This is a genomic window from Kitasatospora sp. NPDC048296, from assembly GCF_043201815.1.
Classification (GTDB): Bacteria; Actinomycetota; Actinomycetes; order Streptomycetales; family Streptomycetaceae; genus Kitasatospora.
Map to the genome: position 1 here is coordinate 24144 of NZ_JBICZB010000063.1, position 16315 is coordinate 40458.

Genomic DNA, 16315 nt, shown 5'->3' on the forward strand with positions numbered 1-16315 from the left:
TTCGAGTGTTCCGTGACAGACCCGGGAGCTTGCCATGAGCGGTGGGCCGGAACCGATCAGTGCCGAGGGCCTGCGTGCAGTGCAGGAGGAGTTGGCGCAGCTGCGGGCGGAGCGGGGGGAGGTGGCCGCGACGCTGCGGGGGGACGATCCGGTGGGTGATCCCGCGGATGCGGCGGACGAACTGCAGCGGGCCTCCGACGTGACCCGACTGGACCGGCGGATCGCCGAGTTGGAGGGGCGGCTGCGGGAGGCCGAGGTGGCCGGGGCGCCGTCCACGGACGTGATCGGGGTGGGCTCGACCGTCAAGGTGCGGTTCGAGGACGGCCAGGAGGAGACCGTCGAGATCTCGGAGCTGGCCGAGGAGCGGGAGTTGACCCTCGTGACGTACGACAGCCCGCTCGGGAAGGCGCTGCTGGGCCGCCACGCCGGGGAGACGGTGAGCTACGAGACGCCGGGCGGCGCGGCGAGCGCGGTCGTGCTGGCGGTCGGCAACGCGGCGTAGCCCGGGCGGGGTTGCCGGTCGCGCGGCCGAAGGCGTCCGCGAGCCGAGGTGCCGGTGCGATCCGCCGCTGATAGGCGTGGCTTATCGGCTCACAGGAACTGCGTCTTTGACGCCTCTCGACGACGGACCACACACTGGACCGGCGGAGTCCGGGAATGACCGGAAAGTCGGAAAAGGGGCAGTACGGAGCATGGGCAGCAGCAACGACATGCCCGCGCCGCACCCCACCCGCCACTGGCTCCCGGCGGCCGCCGCCGTGGCCGTCGCCGCCTGGGGTGCGAACCAGTTCACCGCCCTCGCCACCGTGTACCGGGCGCGCACCGACTGGTCGGCGCTGTCGTTGGCGGCGATGTTCTCGGTCTACCTGCTCGGCCTGGTGCCCGGCCTGCTGCTGGGCGGCCCCGCCGCCGACCGGTACGGCCGGCGGCAGACGGTGCGCGGCGCGCTGGGCCTGTCCGCCGCCGCCAGCGTCCTGCTGGCGCTGGGGGACGAGCCGTCGGTGTACGCGGCCCGGCTGGGCACCGGCTTCGCGGCCGGGCTGGTGTTCCTGGCCGGGACGACCTGGCTGCGGGAGCTCTCCGGGCCCGAGGTCCCGCCCGAGGACGGGGCCCGTCGCGCGATGTACGCCACCGGCACGGGCTTCGCGGCGGGCGCGCTGGTCTCCGGGGTGATCGCCGAGTGGCTGCCCGGACCGATGGCGCTGCCGGGCCTGGCGCACGCGCTGGGCTGTCTGCTGGTGCTGCGGGCCACCCGCCGGCTCCCGGAGACCGCCCCCGGCCGCTGCGCGCCCCAGCACCACACGGCGGCCGTCCGCCACCCCCGGTTCCGCTACGTCGTGCTCCCCGCGAGCCCCGCCGTCCTCGGCGCCGCCACCGTGGCGTACGTGGTCCTGCCGCCGCTGGTCGCCGACCGGGTGCCCGGCTACGCGCCTCTGTTCAGCGGCCTGGTCGCGGCGCTGACCCTGACCGCGGGCGTGGTCGCCCAGCCCTTCGCCGCCCGGCTGGACGACGCGGACAGCGCCCGGGCCACCCTCACCGCGATGGCCACCGTGATCGCCGGGCTGCTGCTCGGCGCGCTCGCCGCCGCCCACGACTCGGTGGGCCTGGTGGTGGCCGCCGCCGTGGTGCTCGGTACCGGGTACGGGCTGACGCTCGGCGCGGGGCTGCACGAGGTGGAACGGCTCACCCCGGGAAGGACCGCGCGCCCCGGCGGCCCGACCTCCGCCTCGCTCTACCAGAGCACCACCTCCAGCGGCTTCCTCACCCCGCTGCTGCTCGCCGGGACCTCCGGCCACGCCTCCTATCCGGCGCTGCTGGCGGGCATGGCGGCCGTGGGCCTGCTCTGCCTGGCGGTGACCGCCGCGCACAGCCGCCGCCACCTGCCCGGACCGGAGCACCGCCACCCGGCCCCCGCGGGCCGCGGAAAGAGCGAGGATGCATCCGTACAGTCCGGACCGACACCACCGAGGAGCCGACGACGATGGGCCGAGTGACCGTACCGCGCAGGGTGCTGCGACTGCGCCAGGGCGTGCCCTCGCACCGCCCCGACACCCTGGCCGCCGAGGAGCCGATGGAGATCCGGGTCGGCGGGCGCCCGCTGACGGTGACCATGCGCACCCCGGGCAGCGACTTCGACCTGGCGGCCGGTTTCCTGGTCGGCGAGGGCGTGCTGCACGCCGCCGACCACCTGACCGGGATCCGCTACTGCGCGGGGGCCACCGCCGACGGCGGCAACACCTACAACGTGGTGGACGTCGTGCTCGCCCACGGCGTGCCCGCCCCGGACGCCTCGCTGGAGCGCAACTTCTACACCACCTCCTCCTGCGGCCTGTGCGGCAAGGCCAGCCTGGACGCGGTGCGCACCACCGCGCCGTGGAGCGTCGCCGAGGACGGGCTGCGCGTGACCCCAGCGCTGCTGTCGGCACTGCCCGAGCGGCTGCGGGCCGCCCAGAAGGTCTTCGACAGCACCGGCGGCCTGCACGCGGCCGGCCTGTTCGACGCCGAGGGGCGGCTGCTCTGCCTGCGCGAGGACGTGGGCCGGCACAACGCGGTGGACAAGGTGGTCGGCCACGCCCTGCGCGAGGGCCTGCTCCCGGCGCGCGGCACGGTGCTGATGGTCAGCGGCCGGGCCTCCTTCGAGCTGGTGCAGAAGGCCGTGATGGCGGGCGTCCCGATGCTCGCCGCCGTCTCCGCGCCCTCCTCGCTGGCGGTGGACCTGGCCGAGGAGAGCGGGCTGACCCTGGTCGGCTTCCTGCGTGGCGACTCGATGAACGTCTACACCCGCGCGGACCGCATCGACACCGACCGACCCGACACCGACCGACCCGACCCGGCCCGCCTCGACCCTGCCCCCGTCGACCCTGCCCCCGTCGACCTGGTTCGACTCGACCCTGCCCGCCTCGGCCCCGCGCACAGCGGTACCGGCCGCACCGACCCCGTCCCGGTGGCCGAGTAGATGCTCTTCCGCCAGCTCGAGTACCTGGTCGCCCTCGCCCGCGAGCGCCACTTCGCCCGTGCCGCCCAGGCCTGCCACGTCTCCCAGCCGGCCCTGTCCGAGGCCGTCCGCAAGCTGGAGGACGAGCTGAAGGTGCTGCTGGTGCGGCGCGGCCGGGCGTACGAGGGCCTCACCCCCGAGGGCGAACGGATCGTGCTGTGGGCGCAGCGCATCCTGGCCGACCGGGACGCCCTGCGGGACGAGGTGGACGCGCTGCGCACCGGGCTGAGCGGACGGCTGCGGATCGGCGCCGCGCCGACCGCCTCGGGCGCCGTCTCGCTGCTCACCGGGCCGCTCTGCGCCGCCCACCCGCTGGTGGCCGTGGAGCTGTCCACCGACCTGCGCTCCGAGGAACTGCTGCGCCAGGTACGGAACTTCGAGATCGACGCGGGCATCACCTACCTGCCCGGGCCTGGCTCCGCGGACCTGCGCGCCCTGCCGCTGTACGAGGAGCGGTACGTCCTGCTGACCAGCCTGGCGGACGGGCCGGCCCGGCATCCGCGCGCCACCTGGGCGGAGGCCTCCCGGCTGCCGCTGTGCCTGCTGCACCCGGGCATGCAGGGCCGCCGGGTGCTGGACGAGGTGTTCACGGGCCTCGGGCTGGAGCCGACGCCCCGGGTGGAGACCGACTCGGTGGCCTCGCTGTTCGCGCACGTGCGCACCGGCCACTGGGCCAGCGTGGTGCCGTACGCCTGGCTGCACGTGTTCGGTGTCCCGCCGGGGATGCAGGCCGTTCCGCTGGTGGAGCCGGTGCACAGCGCGCCGATCGGGTTGGTGCTCGCCGCCCGGGAGCCGGGTTCGGTGATGGCCCGCGTCCTGCTGGAGGTGGCCCGGCGGACGGATGTCGCCGCCGTCCTGGGCAGCCTGCCGGGGGCGTAGCGGCTCGACGCGCGGGGCCCGGTCGACCGACATAGCCTCGACCCCAACGCCCGGGTGTCCGACCCCGTGCGACGGAAGGCGAGCACCGTGACCACCTCCGACGACGCCGTCAACGCCGGCCCGCAGGAGCAGGAGCCCGTGGGCCCCTCCCCCGCCGGCCCGCCGCAGTTCGCGCCGTACCACCACCCGGCCGCCGGCTGGGGCGCGGCGAAGAGCGTCACCCGCTTCCTGCTGCGCGAGGGCGCGTACGTCGACGGGCCGCGGGCGGTCATGCGGATGAACCACGAGAACACCGGCTTCGACTGCCCCGGATGCGCCTGGCCGGACGACACCAAGGGCCTGCACCTGGACATCTGCGAGAACGGCATCAAGCACGTCACCTGGGAGATGACCCGCAAGCGGGTCGGCCGGGAGTTCTTCGCGTCCCACTCGGTGACCGAGCTGTCCGGGTGGAGCGACTTCGCACTGGAGGACCAGGGCCGCCTCACCGAGCCGATGGTCTACGACCCGGACACCGACCACTACGTCCCGATCAGTTGGAAGGACGCCTTCGAGCTGGTCGGCAGCACCCTGCGCGGGCTGGACGACCCGAACCGGGCCGCCTTCTACACCTCCGGCCGGCTCGGCAACGAGGCGACCTTCCTCTACCAGCTGATGGCCCGCGAGCTGGGCACCAACAACCTGCCCGACTGCTCCAACATGTGCCACGAGGCCAGCGGACGGGCCCTGGAGGCGGCGCTGGGCACCGGGAAGGGGACGGTCGACCTCAAGGACTGGGAGGTCGCCGACGCACTGTTCATCATGGGCGTCAACGCGGCCTCCAATGCGCCCCGGATGCTCACCGCCCTTGCCGAGGCGTACCGGCGCGGCGCGCGGATCGTGCACGTCAACCCGCTGATCGAGGCGGCGGCGACCCGCACGATCATCCCGCACGACTTCACCGACATGGCGCTGAACAAGGCCACCCGCACCAGCACCCTGAACCTCCAGCCGCGGATCGGCGGCGACATGGCGCTGCTGCGCGGCATGGCGAAGGCGATCCTGGAGCAGTCCGCGACCGACGACAAGGCGCTGGACCGGCTGTTCATCGACCGCCACACGGCCGGCTTCGAGGCCTACCGCGACCTCTGCGCGAGCACGCCGTGGGAGGAGATCGAGCGCCAGAGCGGGCTGGGCCGGGCCGCCGTCCTCAAGGCGGCCCGGGTCTACCGCGAGGCCGACCGCTCGATCTTCACCTGGTGCCTGGGCGTCACCCAGCACGAGCACGGCGTGGACACCGCGCGGGAGATCATCAACCTCCTGCTGCTGCGCGGCAATCTGGGCCGCGAGGGGGCCGGGCCCTCGCCGGTGCGCGGGCACAGCAACGTGCAGGGCAACCGCACCTGCGGGATCGATCACCGGCCGGCCGACGCGTTCCTGGACCGGCTCGCCGAGGTCTGCCGGATCGAGCCGCCGCGCGCCCACGGCCTGGACACCGTCGGCACCATCGAGGCGATGCAGCGCGGCGAGGTGACGGTCTTCGTCGGCATGGGCGGCAACTTCGCGCTCGCCGCACCGGACACCCTCTACACCTACGAGGCGCTCGGCCGCTGCGAGTTGACCATCCAGGTGAGCACCAAGCTCAACCGCAGCCACCTGGTGCACGGCCGGCGGGCGCTGATCCTGCCGTGCCTGGGCCGGACCGAGAAGGACCACCAGCGCGCCGGGGTGCAGTCCACCTCGGTCGAGGACTCGATGAGCATGGTGCACCTGTCGGTCGGCATGAAGCGCCCGGCCTCACCGCACCTGCTCTCCGAGCCGGCGATCGTGGCCGGGATGGCCCGCGCGGCGCTGCCGGACAGCCCCACCCCGTGGGAGTGGTACATCGAGGACTACGACCGGATCCGCGACACCATGGCCGAAGTCCTGGACGGCTTCGAGGACTTCAACCGCCGGGTACGGCTGCCGCTGGGCTTCCGGATCAAGCAGCCGGCCCGCGAGCTGGTCTTCCTCACCCCCTCCGGCAAGGCCGAGTTCTCCACCGCCGGCCTGCCGGACGTGGTCCCCGGACCGGGCACCCTGGCGCTGGGCACCATGCGCTCGCACAACCAGTGGAACACCACCATCTACTCGGACGACGACCGCTACCGGGGCGTGCGGAACCTGCGCACGCTGGTCTTCATGAACAAGGACGACATGCGCGAGCGCGGCCTCGCCGAGTTCGACCGGGTGGACGTCACCAGCACCGCCCGGGACGGCAGCACCCGATCGGTGTACGGCTACCTGGCGGTCCCGTACGACATCCCGCGCGGCTGCGCGGCCGGGTACATGCCGGAGCTGAACGTGCTGTGCGCGATCGGCGACCACAGCACCCAGAGCGACCAGCCGATCATGAAGCACCTGAAGGTGACGGTGGCGAGGAGTCAGTCCGAGGGCTGAGGCGTCCAGCGGTGCAGGCCCTTGCGGTCGTAGTAGCGGGTCATCGCGAAGCCGAAGGCCAGTGCGAGCACCAGGCCGACGGCGATCATGATCCAGCCGCGGGCCAGCCCGGCGTCTCCCCGGGCGTCGAAGTAGAGGATCGCCCGGATGCCCGCGCTCAGCTGGCGCATCGGCTCGAAGATGCCGAGGAAGCGGTAGAACCCGGGCACGGCCTGGAGCGGGACGGTCGCCCCGGAGGAGGGCAGGGCCAGCGCGATGAAGACGAACATGGACACCAGCTGCCCGATCCCGCCGAACGCGGCGTTGATCGACTGCACCCCGAGGCCGACGGCCACGCTCGCGCAGTAGCCGAACAGCCAGAGCATCGCCTGGTGCGGGGCGTCCATACCGAGGATGCCGACCGTGCAGAGCAGCACCAGGGAGGTGGTGGGCAGCATGATCCCGGCCGTCATGACCATCTTGAGCAGCAGGGTCTGGGTGCGGTTGATCGGGACGGTCGGACGGCGGGTGTGCCAGGGGCCGATCTCGCTGTCGCTGTAGCCGAGCGCGCCGTCGACGCCGTTGTGGATGATGTTGCCGCCGATGAAGCCGGTCAGCACGGCCAGCAGGGCGTAGTAGAAGGCGCTCAGGCCGAGGCCGCTGTGGCCGCCGATCGGGTGGCCGACCTGGGTGGTGACGGCGATCGGGTCGGCGAGCAGCAGCCGGGCGGTGGCGCCGGTGTCCGGGCCCCGGGCGGTCGAGGCCGGTAGGGCGGCCAGCAGCTGTTTGCCGGTCGTGACCGAGGCCTGGTGGACAGCGGTCTGGACGATCTGCGCGGCCATCGAGGCGCCCAGGCTGCCGAGGCCGGGGTTGGTGAGGACGGTCAGGGTGGGCCGTTCGGTGGCGCCGCCGGTGGCCAGCTTGGTGACGGTCGCAGTGAAGTCCTCCGGCACGAGCAGCGCGCCGTAGACCTTCCCGGAGGCGAGCAGGTCGCGGACGCCGGCGTCGTCGGTCTGCCGCCAGTCGACGGTGTCGTCGGGGGTTCCGGCCACCACCGCCCGGGTCAGCTCGGTTCCGAGGTTCACCGGGCGGCCGGGCGGCGGCGCGCCCTGATCGGCGTTCACCAGGGCGATCGGCAGCCGGTGCAGGTTCCCGTTCGGGTTGACGATGCCGCCCATGTAGAGCAGTGAGAGCACCACGGCCAGCAGGCCGCACAGGACGCTCGGGAAGAGCCACAGCTTCGGGCGCCGGGCGAGCGCCAGCGCCCTCGCCTGCCGGGGAGCCCCCTGGGAGCCTGTGGTCGCCATGCCACCCCTCGGGTCGTGGGCACTGCCTGGTGCCGCTGCGGGTACGGCGGGAAGTCGTTCCGTGGCGGCAGGGTGGTCAAACCCGCGCCACCCGGGCGGGTGGCGCCCCTCCACAAAGGTAAAGGTTCTACCAAGTGCGCAAGTATCGCCCTCCGGCCGGTCTATGCTTCTGGAGGTTTGAAGAAGGCACCTCGTTCGGTGAGGCTTCTTCACGGACACAGGCCACTGATCCGACGACGTCGAGAGACGCCCAGGGTTAGGACAGATCTTCCCGACCTAAGGGTTGATCCGAAGTGGCTTCCGACCCAAGGGGGTTGGACACGCCGTGGAGTGCCAAAGCTCTGACGAGTTGGGGTGAGCCGGCGGTCGCTTCCGCACGCGGGCGAACTCCTTGCCGCGTCGATGACACGCACCACGGGGTGCGTCGGCCGGGAGGAGGCGAGAGACATGGATTGCAGTAGTCCGGGCCACAGTTGCCCCTGCCCCCGCTTGTCCTCGCACACCTCCGGCACGCGGTAACAACCTTCCCTGCGCGTAGATCTGACGACGCATCAGCACTGAGCACCGCGCACGCGGCTCCGCCGTGCCCGTACGTCCCCGTACGGGCCGCACCGCCGCGCGCCGATGCGCCGTGCCCACACGCAGGGGGAATTGCTGCTGCGCGCCCCCAACCACCCCACCTGCCAGGGGTTCACGGGAGGAACGTCATGACCACCAACACCACACTCGACTCGAAGGTCCCGCCGCAGCGTTCGGCGGTACTGGACGACGCCCACGTCGGCGACATCAAGGGTGCGCTCGGCACCATCAGGCTCGATGACGACGCACCACGCCAGGGGCTCTCAGCGAGACTCAAGACCCTGCTCGCGATCGTCGGCCCCGGCCTGATCGTGATGGTCGGCGACAACGACGCCGGCGCCTTCTCCACCTACGGCCAGGCCGGCCAGAACTACGGCACCCAGCTGCTGTGGACGCTGGCCCTGCTGATCCCGGTGCTCTACGTCAACCAGGAGATGGTGCTGCGCCTGGGCGCCGTCACCGGCGTCGGCCACGCCCGCCTCATCCTGGAGCGCTTCGGCAAGTTCTGGGGCGCATTCAGCGTCATCGACCTCTTCCTGCTCAACGCCCTCACGCTGGTCACGGAGTTCATCGGCGTCACGCTGGCGGCCGGGTACCTGGGCCTGCCCAAGGTCGCCTCGGTCATCCTGGCGGCGGCGGTCATCATCGCCTCGGCCTTCACCGGCTCCTTCCAGCGCTTCGAGCGCGTCGCCATCACGCTGTGCATCGGCTCGCTGCTGCTGGTGCCGATCTACTTCATGGTCCACCCGAAGACCTCGCAGATGGCCCACGACTTCGTGGTGCCGCAGATGCCGGGCGGTTCGGGCGAGCTCGCGACCGTCATGCTGCTGATCGTCTCCATCGTCGGCACCACCGTCGCCCCGTGGCAGCTGTTCTTCCAGCAGTCGTACGTCATCGACAAGCGCATCACCCCGCGTTTCATGAAGTACGAGAAGGCCGACCTGTGGATCGGCATCGCGATCGTGATCATCGGCGCCGCCGCCATGATGGGCTTCTGCGCCGCCGCCTTCGACGGCACCGACGGCGTCGGCCAGTTCACCGACGCGGCCGCCGTGGCCAAGGGCCTGGAGGACAAGGCCGGACACCTGGTGGGCGTGCTGTTCGCCATCGCGCTGCTGGACGCCTCGATCATCGGCGCCTTCGCGGTGTCCCTGTCCACCGCCTACGCCATCGGCGATGTCTTCGGCATCAAGCACTCGCTGCACCGCGGGGTCAAGGGCGCCAAGGGCTTCTACGGCATCTACGCCGGCGTGGTCGTGGTGGCCGCCGCGATCACCCTGCTGTCCACCGACTACGCCCAGGGCCTGATGACCCAGTTCGTGCAGGTGCTGGCCGGCGTGCTGCTGCCCTCCGCCACGGTCTTCCTGCTGCTTCTCTGCAACGACAAGGCCGTGCTCGGCCCCTGGCGCAACGGTCCCAAGACCAACGCCTTCACCTCCGCCGTGGTCGGCATCCTGGTCATGCTGTCCCTGATCCTGACCGCCTCCGTGGTCTGGCCGGACATCAGCTCGGACGCGCTCCTGTGGATCATGGCCGGCTGCGGTGTGGCGGGTGTACTCGTCGCCGGGTACTTCTTCACCTTCGGCCGCCGGGGCACCAAGGAGGACCCGATCGACCGCACGGACCGGGAGAACTGGCGGATGCCCCCGCTGGAGACGCTGGAGCGGCCGGTCATGTCCACCGCCCGCAAGATCGGCATGGGCGCCCTGCGCACCTACCTGCTGATCGCGATGGTCATGGTCATCATCAAGATCGTCCAGACCGCCCTGAGCCACTGACCCGGACGCCGGGGGCGGCGCCCCGAACGACCGCCGCCGCCCCCGGCCCGCCCCGGAACCCTCAACCACCCCGCGCCCGGGGGAAGGAAGGGAGCACGGCCATGCGCACCAACCCCCTGTTCCACCACTGCCCGAGCATCCGACTCGCCCTGCACGACGGCGTCGAGCGCGCCTACCGCCTCGACGACCCCGGCGCCTGCCCCCGTTCGGGCACGCCCAACAGCCCGGCCTCCGCGTACGAGCCGCGCGTCCACCTGGCCTACCTGCTGGCCCGCCAGGGGCACCGCCCGGACTGGCTCGCCGCCTTCGCGGACCTCCCGCCGGCCGCCGCGCACCGCCTCGCCCACGCCGCCGCCCATCACCGGGCCGCCGTCGCGACCGCCGCCTGAAGCTTCATCAATTTCTGCGCACATCAGCGCACTTGCTCATTTTTTCATTGTCCCGTCACGGAGGTGACCTGCCATGTCCATCGTTGCCGCGTTCCAGCCCGCCCTTCCGTCCACCGACCCCGGCCGACTGCGCGCCGCCCTCGCCGCGGTGGGCCGACGCCTGGCAGCGAGCCCGCTGGACAACCCCGTCCTGCAGGCCGTCGCCGGGCCGGCCGCGACCGTGCCGAGCGGCCGCCCGTTGCCGATGCGGTCCCGCTGGCGGACCGTCACCGCCCCGGACGGGACGGTCCGGCTGGAAGCCTCCTGGCACCCGGGCCTCTGACCCACCACTCCCCCGACTCGTTTCGACCCGACGAAGGAGCATCCGCCATGGCCGTGCGCTACCCCAGGCTCGAAGCCATCTTCTCGGACCACGCCGCCGCCCCCGCCGTCCCGGCCACAGTGCGGCACCTGCGCCCCGCACCAACCGCACCGGCCGTCCCGGCCGCCACGCGTCCCGTCATCAGCCCGGACCCCGGACTGGTGGTCGACCCCGATCAGCGCACCGTCACCGTCGACGGCCAGCAGCTCGACCTGCCGTACCTGGAGTTCGAACTGCTCGCGCACCTGGTCGGCAACCCGCTGCGGGTGCACTCCCGCCGCCAGCTGATGGAGACGGTCTGGGGCCGGCCGGACACCGGCGACACCCGCACCATCGCCACCCACATAGCCCGGATCCGCCGCAAGCTCGGCCCCGGCCACCGGGAGGCGATCGCCACCGTCCGGCAGATCGGCTACAAGTACGACCCCCGGCTGGTCCGCGCCGCCTGAAACCGCTTGAGGTCGTTCGAAGCCGCCCGAACCGGCAGCCGTACCCACCGCACCACCGGAGGAGGACACCGCAATGACCGGAACCGCCCTGTTCGCACGGACCGGCAGAGGGACCGCCCTGTGCGGCGTCCTCCTCCTGCTCGGCCTCCAGACCGTCGCCCTCGCCCTCGCCCCGGCCCCGCTGCGGCCCTTCCTGTCCGGCGTGCTCATCGGCGCCGCGACGGCCGGGCTGCTGCTCGCCCTACTGCTGGCCCAGAGCCGGCGGCAGGCGGGCCGCCCGCTCGCGGACCGGGCCGCCGCCGGCGAGGACGACACCCAGTGGTTCAGCGCCCGCTCGCTGGAGGGCTTCCCGATGGAGCAGGTCCGCCCGCTGCTGCTCGGCCCCGGCGCCCCCGGCCTGAACCGGCTGTACACCGCCTGGGTGTTCGCCACCCACGGGCACGACCCCCAGTGGATCGCCCGCCACCTGGACCTGCCCACCCCGACCGCCCGGCTGCTGGTCGCCGCCGCCCGGCAGCACGCCACGTCCACCCTGACCGCACCGTCCGACAGGAGGCGCCAGTGATCACGGCCCTCGACCACGTCCAGCTCTCCGCCCCACCCGGCAGCGAGGCCCTGCTGCGCGCCTTCTACGGCGACGTCCTGCAGATGGCCGAGATCCCCAAGCCCCAGCCGCTCACCGGGCGCGGCGGGTGCTGGTTCGCCGCCGACGGCGGCCGGGTGCGGCTCTACCTCGGCATCGAGGAGCGCTTCCGTCCCAGCACCAAGGCCCACCCCGGGATGGCGGTCTGCGAGATCGACGAGTTCGCCGGACGGCTGGCCGAACTCGGCGCCCAGGTGGTCTGGGACGAGAGCCTGCCGCCCCGGCGCCGCTTCTACACCACCGACCCGGTCGGCAACCTGCTGGAGTTCGTCGAGGCGGCGGCCTGACCGGCCGGTCCGGCACCGGTCCATTTGCACACGGACGTCGGCAGGGAGCAGACTGCCCGGGTTTGTGCGCCGGAGGTCCGTCATGTCCTTGCTGAAGTCCGCCCCGGGCCTGTCCCGGGGCCCGCTGCCGCCCCGGGCGTTGCGCCGCCGGGCCCGGACCGTCTGGGTGGACGCGGTCGTGGCGGCCGCCGTGCTGGTCCTGCTCTACCTGGCACTGCGGGTGGGGCAGGGGACCACGGTGCGATTCGCCACCGCCCGGGACGCCACCGTCTCCACCGACCCGTCCCACCTGCCGTACTACGCCGCGCGCTCACTGCTGCGGATGTTCGCCGCGCTCGCCCTCTCGGTCGTCTTCACCTTCGGCTACGCCTACGCCGCCGCCCGCAGCCGCCGACTGGAACGGGTGCTGATCCCGGCGCTGGACATCCTCCAGTCGGTGCCGGTGCTGGCCTTCCTCACCGTCGCGGTGACCGGCTTCCTCGCCCTGTTCCCCGGCTCGATGCTGGGCCTGGAGTGCGCCGCCGTGTTCGCCATCTTCACGTCCCAGGCGTGGAACATGACCTTCGGCTTCTACCACTCACTGGTCTCGCTGCCCCGCGAACTCGACGAACTGTCGCGGTCGTTCCGGTGCAGCCGGTGGACGCGGTTCTGGAAGGTGGAACTGCCCTCGGGGATGATCGTCCTGGTCTGGAACGGCATGCTCAGCTTCGGCGGCGGCTGGTTCTTCCTGGTCGCCTCCGAGGCGATCACCGTCGACAACCAGCGGTACGCGCTGCCCGGGGTCGGCTCCTACGCCGGCGCCGCCATCGCCGCCGGGGACCTCGGCAGCGTCGGCTGGGCGATCGCCACCATGGTCGTCCTCGTCGTCGGCGTCAACTTCCTGTTCTGGCGGCCGCTCACCGCCTGGGCCGAGCGCTTCCGCAACGAGCAGTCCGAGGCCACCGAGGTGCAGCGCTCCACGGTCCTCGACCTGCTGCGCCGCTCCCACCTGCCCGCCCTGCTCGGCCGGGCGCTGCGCCCCCTCGGACGGGCGCTGAACCGGGCCGGGCGGGTGTTCGGCACCGACGACCGCCCGCTCGCCGTCCACCCGGCCTGGCAGCGGGCCGGGGACGTCACCTTCGCCCTGGTCGCCGGCGGCATCGTGCTCTGGGGCCTGGTCGACCTCGGCCGCTACCTCGCCCACCGCACCGGCCTCGGTGTCTTCGGCGAGCCGCTGCTGCTCGGCCTGGCCACCCTGGCCCGGGTGGTCGTGCTGGTCGCGGTGGCCACCGTGGTCTGGGTGCCGGTCGGGGTGAGGATCGGCTTCTCGCCCCGGCTGACCCGGATCGCCCAGCCGCTGGTCCAGATCCTCGCCAGCTTCCCGGCCAACTTCCTCTTCCCGCTGGTGGTCTGGCTGCTGCTGCGCACCGGCCTGTCGATCGACCTCGGCGGCATCCTGCTGATGGCCCTCGGCGCCCAGTGGTACATCCTGTTCAACGCCATCGCCGGCGCCATGGCCATCCCCAGCGACCTGCGCGAGGCCATGGACGACCTCGGCGTGCGCGGCTGGCAGCGCTGGCGGCGGCTGATCATCCCCGGGATCTTCCCGGCGTACGTCACCGGCGGCATCACCGCCTCCGGCGGGGCGTGGAACGCCGCCATCGTCTCCGAGGTGGTCACCTTCGGCGGCACCACCCTGACCGCCACCGGCCTCGGCGCGTACATCGCCCGGGCCACCGAACGCGGCGACCACCCGCACCTGCTCGCCGGGGTGGCGGTGATGAGCCTGTACGTCGTCGCCCTCAACCGCCTGCTCTGGCGCCGGCTGTACCGGCTGGCCGAGCGCCGCTACTCGCTCCAGTGAGGTTCCGTCCGATGCGCTTGCCGTTCCTCCGTCGCGCCGCCGTCGCCCCCGTGGTCCCGGTTCCGCCGCACTCCCCGGGCCCGCCGGCGACGCCGGTCGACGACGGGATCCTGCTGGAGACCGTCGGCCTCACCAAGGCCTACGCCGGGGCCGACGGCGAACTGCCGGTACTCTCCGGGATCGACCTCACCGTCCGGTCCGGCGAGATCGTCGCCCTGCTCGGCCGCTCCGGCTCCGGCAAGTCCACCCTGCTGCGCTGCCTGGCCGGCCTCCTGCCGCCCAGCTCCGGCACCGTCCGCTACCGCGGCACCCCGCTCACCGGCGCCAACCCCGGCACCGCGCTGGTCTTCCAGACCTTCGCCCTGCTGCCCTGGCTGACCGTCCGACAGAACGTCGAACTCGGTCTGGAGGCCCGCGGGGTGCCGCCCCGCGAACGCGCCCGGGCCGCCGACCAGGCCATCGACCTGATCGGCCTGGCCGGCTTCGAGTCCGCCTACCCCAAGGAGCTCTCCGGCGGCATGCGCCAACGGGTCGGCTTCGCCCGGGCGTTGGTGGTCGAGCCGGACGTGCTGATGATGGACGAGCCGTTCTCCGCGCTCGACGTGCTCACCGCCGAGAACCTGCGTGGCGAACTGATGGAGCTGTGGGACTCCGGCCAGTTCCCCACCCGCGCCGTCGTCCTGGTCACCCACAACATCGAGGAGGCGGTCCTGATGGCGGACCGCGTCGTCGTCCTCGGCTCCCGCCCGTACGGCACCATCCGCGAAACCGTCGAGGTCGACCTCGACCGCCCGCGCGACCGCGACTGCGCCGCCTTCGACGAACTGGTCGACCGGGTCTACCGGATCATGACCGGCCGCCCCAAGGAGACCCGCCCGCCCGGCCGCCCCGACCCGGGCCGCCCCGACGCGGATCGCCCCGACCGCCGGACCCTCGCCACCACCCCGCTGCCCACCGCCAGCGTCGACGGCCTCTCCGGCCTCGCCGAGATGATCGCCCACCGCGACGGCCGCTGCGACCTCGCCGACCTCGCCGACGAACTCGGCCTCGACATCGACGACATGCTCCCCCAGGTCGACGCCCTCGACCTGCTCGGCTTCGCCGAGATCCACGGCGACGACCTGCTCCTCACCGAGGACGGCACCGCCTTCGCCCACGCCGACGTCCAGGACTCCCGCGCCCTCTTCGCCGCGGCGGCGGTGGAGGTACCGCTGGTCAGGCTGATCACCAACAGCCTCCGCGGTGAAGCGGGCGCCACGGTCCGGGCCGGTTTCTTCCGTGATCTGCTCGCCCACCACTACACCAGCGAGCAGGTCGACCGGCAGCTGGAGACGGCGACGGACTGGGGCCGCTACGCGGGCCTGTTCGGTTACGACGCGGCCCGGCGGGAGTACCGGCTGGAGGAGGCCTGCCCGGGGACAATGCTGCCGTAACGGCACGGCAACTGGACAGAGGGCACGGGATGTTGAACAGGCGTGGGTTCCTCGGCTCGGTCGGTGCGGCGGGGTTGGTGCCGTACGCGGCGCCGGGGTCCGCGGCGGGGTCGGCGGCGGGGTCGGCGGCGGGCTCCGGGACGCCGGGCAACGAGCGGTTCATGGCGCAGGCGATCGAGGAGGGCCGCAGGAACGAGCGCTACCGTTCCTAAAGACTGAGCGGGAGTGAGTCCTGTCGCCAGAACCCTTGCTCAGCCGAACGCCCCGAACGGTGTTGGGCGTTCTGGTCCACCGCGTTCCTGCCGCGTTCAGCACCGCCGGATCGTGTCCGTGGTCCGGGTACGCGGGGGCGGTTTCCCTCACGCCCCCGGTCACCGGGTCGGGCCTGGGCGGTCCGATGCCCGTGCACATCGCTCTGGTGTGCACGGGGCGGTGCCGTCCGTCGCCTGATCCGGTGTCCGAGGGCGCGCCTGCCGATCACCACGCTCGCCGCCTGGTGGCGGCTCGCGGGGCGTCGGGGTGTGGAGAGCGGGGCTTGCCAGTGCTGCGCGCCCCACATGCTGGTGTAAGCGGGATCGACCGCGATGACCGAGATCCCGGCTTCGGCGGTCATCGCGAGGAGCCGGGCGCGTAGCTTGGCGGTGGGCATGCCGTTGACGAGCTGGCGGAAGCGGCGTTTGCGGCCGTGCTTCTCGCGGGTCCTGGAGTCGGTGAAGTCCAGGTCCTCGATCGCGATCGCCTTGACGCCGGTGTCGTTCGCCCAGTGGAGCAGGCGGGTGATCGCGTGCCGGACCTGTGCGTCGCGGTGATCGGCGGTCCCGGACAGGTCGTAGTCGAAGCGGCGGGGCTGACCAGTGGGGTTGCCGTGGGTGTCGAGGCGCCAGGCGGCGAGGTGGTCGGCGTTCATGTCCACGCCGACCACCACGCCGCACCGCCGGGTTTCCAGCGGCCCGACCGGCACATCATTGCGCTGCC

The 16315-nt window shown here is 72.6% G+C and carries 15 protein-coding genes, 1 pseudogene and 1 riboswitch (1 of these 17 running past the window's edge); of the genes and pseudogenes, 14 read left to right on the forward strand and 2 right to left on the reverse strand.

From position 1 onward, the window contains the following. Nucleotides 1-34: 34 nt before the first annotated feature. The 5 genes and pseudogenes from ACGF12_RS29295 to ACGF12_RS29315 all read left to right on the forward strand — a co-directional run bounded on the left by ACGF12_RS29295 (nt 35) and on the right by ACGF12_RS29315 (nt 6292). A complete protein-coding gene (locus tag ACGF12_RS29295; RefSeq protein ID WP_393036387.1) occupies nt 35-502 on the forward strand; it encodes a GreA/GreB family elongation factor in 468 nt (155 codons plus the stop codon). Between the two features lie 190 nt (nt 503-692). Further along, nucleotides 693-1994, forward strand: coding sequence for an MFS transporter (locus ACGF12_RS29300; RefSeq protein WP_393036390.1), 1302 nt, complete (start codon nt 693-695; stop codon nt 1992-1994). Further along, a pseudogene (gene fdhD / locus ACGF12_RS29305) lies at nt 1982-2800 on the forward strand (formate dehydrogenase accessory sulfurtransferase FdhD); the annotation flags it as partial. The gene ACGF12_RS29300 and the pseudogene fdhD, both read left to right, overlap by 13 nt. Nucleotides 2801-2956: 156 nt before the next feature. Then, a complete protein-coding gene (locus ACGF12_RS29310) occupies nt 2957-3874 on the forward strand; it encodes a LysR family transcriptional regulator (RefSeq protein WP_393036393.1) in 918 nt (305 codons plus the stop codon). Nucleotides 3875-3961: 87 nt separating this feature from the next. Continuing rightward, complete coding sequence (locus tag ACGF12_RS29315; RefSeq protein WP_393036396.1) at nt 3962-6292, forward strand: FdhF/YdeP family oxidoreductase; 2331 nt, start codon at nt 3962-3964, stop codon at nt 6290-6292. Here ACGF12_RS29315 and ACGF12_RS29320 read toward each other — a convergent pair. Next, the gene (locus ACGF12_RS29320; RefSeq protein WP_393036399.1) at nt 6277-7578 is read right to left on the reverse strand and encodes a YhgE/Pip domain-containing protein; all 1302 of its coding nucleotides are present in this window, start codon (nt 7576-7578) and stop codon (nt 6277-6279) included. The two genes, ACGF12_RS29315 and ACGF12_RS29320, sit on opposite strands and share 16 nt — an antisense overlap. Before the next feature lie 183 nt (nt 7579-7761). Then, nucleotides 7762-7939, forward strand: a riboswitch (M-box (ykoK) riboswitch). A 346-nt stretch (nt 7940-8285) separates the two neighbouring features. On the opposite strand from ACGF12_RS29320, the gene ACGF12_RS29325 reads away from it, so the two are divergent. From ACGF12_RS29325 to ACGF12_RS29365, 9 genes are all read left to right on the forward strand, one after another. Further along, on the forward strand, nt 8286-9935 hold the full coding sequence (locus ACGF12_RS29325) for an NRAMP family divalent metal transporter (RefSeq protein ID WP_393036402.1): 1650 nt from the start codon (nt 8286-8288) through the stop codon (nt 9933-9935). A 101-nt stretch (nt 9936-10036) separates the two neighbouring features. Next, a complete protein-coding gene (locus ACGF12_RS29330; protein ID WP_393036405.1) occupies nt 10037-10324 on the forward strand; it encodes a hypothetical protein in 288 nt (95 codons plus the stop codon). 73 nt (nt 10325-10397) lie between these two features. Continuing rightward, entirely contained in the window at nt 10398-10646 is a 249-nt protein-coding gene (locus ACGF12_RS29335; RefSeq protein ID WP_393036407.1) for a hypothetical protein, read from the forward strand. A gap of 47 nt (nt 10647-10693) precedes the next feature. Next, the gene (locus ACGF12_RS29340) at nt 10694-11134 is read left to right on the forward strand and encodes a winged helix-turn-helix domain-containing protein (RefSeq protein ID WP_393036410.1); all 441 of its coding nucleotides are present in this window, start codon (nt 10694-10696) and stop codon (nt 11132-11134) included. 73 nt (nt 11135-11207) lie between these two features. Then, complete coding sequence (locus ACGF12_RS29345; RefSeq protein WP_393036413.1) at nt 11208-11699, forward strand: hypothetical protein; 492 nt, start codon at nt 11208-11210, stop codon at nt 11697-11699. Beyond that, on the forward strand, nt 11696-12064 hold the full coding sequence (locus ACGF12_RS29350; protein ID WP_393036416.1) for a glyoxalase: 369 nt from the start codon (nt 11696-11698) through the stop codon (nt 12062-12064). Before ACGF12_RS29345 ends, ACGF12_RS29350 begins: the two co-directional genes overlap by 4 nt. 82 nt (nt 12065-12146) lie before the next feature. Beyond that, entirely contained in the window at nt 12147-13907 is a 1761-nt protein-coding gene (locus ACGF12_RS29355) for an ABC transporter permease (protein ID WP_393036418.1), read from the forward strand. A gap of 11 nt (nt 13908-13918) precedes the next feature. After that, nucleotides 13919-15340: a nitrate/sulfonate/bicarbonate ABC transporter ATP-binding protein gene (locus ACGF12_RS29360; protein ID WP_393036421.1), complete on the forward strand. Its 1422-nt coding sequence runs from the start codon at nt 13919-13921 to the stop codon at nt 15338-15340. A gap of 29 nt (nt 15341-15369) precedes the next feature. Beyond that, complete coding sequence (locus ACGF12_RS29365; protein WP_393036424.1) at nt 15370-15552, forward strand: hypothetical protein; 183 nt, start codon at nt 15370-15372, stop codon at nt 15550-15552. On the opposite strand, the gene ACGF12_RS29370 is transcribed toward ACGF12_RS29365, so the two are convergent. Next, nucleotides 15549-16315: the final stretch of an IS200/IS605 family accessory protein TnpB-related protein gene (locus ACGF12_RS29370; RefSeq protein WP_393036455.1), read on the reverse strand. The gene runs 1000 nt beyond the window's last position; only the last 767 of its 1767 coding nucleotides appear in the window; the start codon falls outside the window, past its right edge; it ends in the stop codon at nt 15549-15551. The two genes, ACGF12_RS29365 and ACGF12_RS29370, sit on opposite strands and share 4 nt — an antisense overlap.

What these genes read in the sequence shown, in the direction of transcription:
- ACGF12_RS29295 (WP_393036387.1), top strand. Translation starts at nt 35, where the DNA reads ATGAGCGGTGGGCCGGAACCGATCAGTGCCGAGGGCCTGCGTGCAGTG.
- ACGF12_RS29300 (WP_393036390.1), top strand. Translation starts at nt 693, where the DNA reads ATGGGCAGCAGCAACGACATGCCCGCGCCGCACCCCACCCGCCACTGG.
- ACGF12_RS29310 (WP_393036393.1), top strand. Translation starts at nt 2,957, where the DNA reads ATGCTCTTCCGCCAGCTCGAGTACCTGGTCGCCCTCGCCCGCGAGCGC.
- ACGF12_RS29320 (WP_393036399.1), bottom strand. Translation starts at nt 7,578, where the DNA reads ATGGCGACCACAGGCTCCCAGGGGGCTCCCCGGCAGGCGAGGGCGCTG.
- ACGF12_RS29325 (WP_393036402.1), top strand. Translation starts at nt 8,286, where the DNA reads ATGACCACCAACACCACACTCGACTCGAAGGTCCCGCCGCAGCGTTCG.
- ACGF12_RS29330 (WP_393036405.1), top strand. Translation starts at nt 10,037, where the DNA reads ATGCGCACCAACCCCCTGTTCCACCACTGCCCGAGCATCCGACTCGCC.
- ACGF12_RS29335 (WP_393036407.1), top strand. Translation starts at nt 10,398, where the DNA reads ATGTCCATCGTTGCCGCGTTCCAGCCCGCCCTTCCGTCCACCGACCCC.
- ACGF12_RS29340 (WP_393036410.1), top strand. Translation starts at nt 10,694, where the DNA reads ATGGCCGTGCGCTACCCCAGGCTCGAAGCCATCTTCTCGGACCACGCC.
- ACGF12_RS29345 (WP_393036413.1), top strand. Translation starts at nt 11,208, where the DNA reads ATGACCGGAACCGCCCTGTTCGCACGGACCGGCAGAGGGACCGCCCTG.
- ACGF12_RS29355 (WP_393036418.1), top strand. Translation starts at nt 12,147, where the DNA reads ATGTCCTTGCTGAAGTCCGCCCCGGGCCTGTCCCGGGGCCCGCTGCCG.
- ACGF12_RS29360 (WP_393036421.1), top strand. Translation starts at nt 13,919, where the DNA reads ATGCGCTTGCCGTTCCTCCGTCGCGCCGCCGTCGCCCCCGTGGTCCCG.
- ACGF12_RS29365 (WP_393036424.1), top strand. Translation starts at nt 15,370, where the DNA reads ATGTTGAACAGGCGTGGGTTCCTCGGCTCGGTCGGTGCGGCGGGGTTG.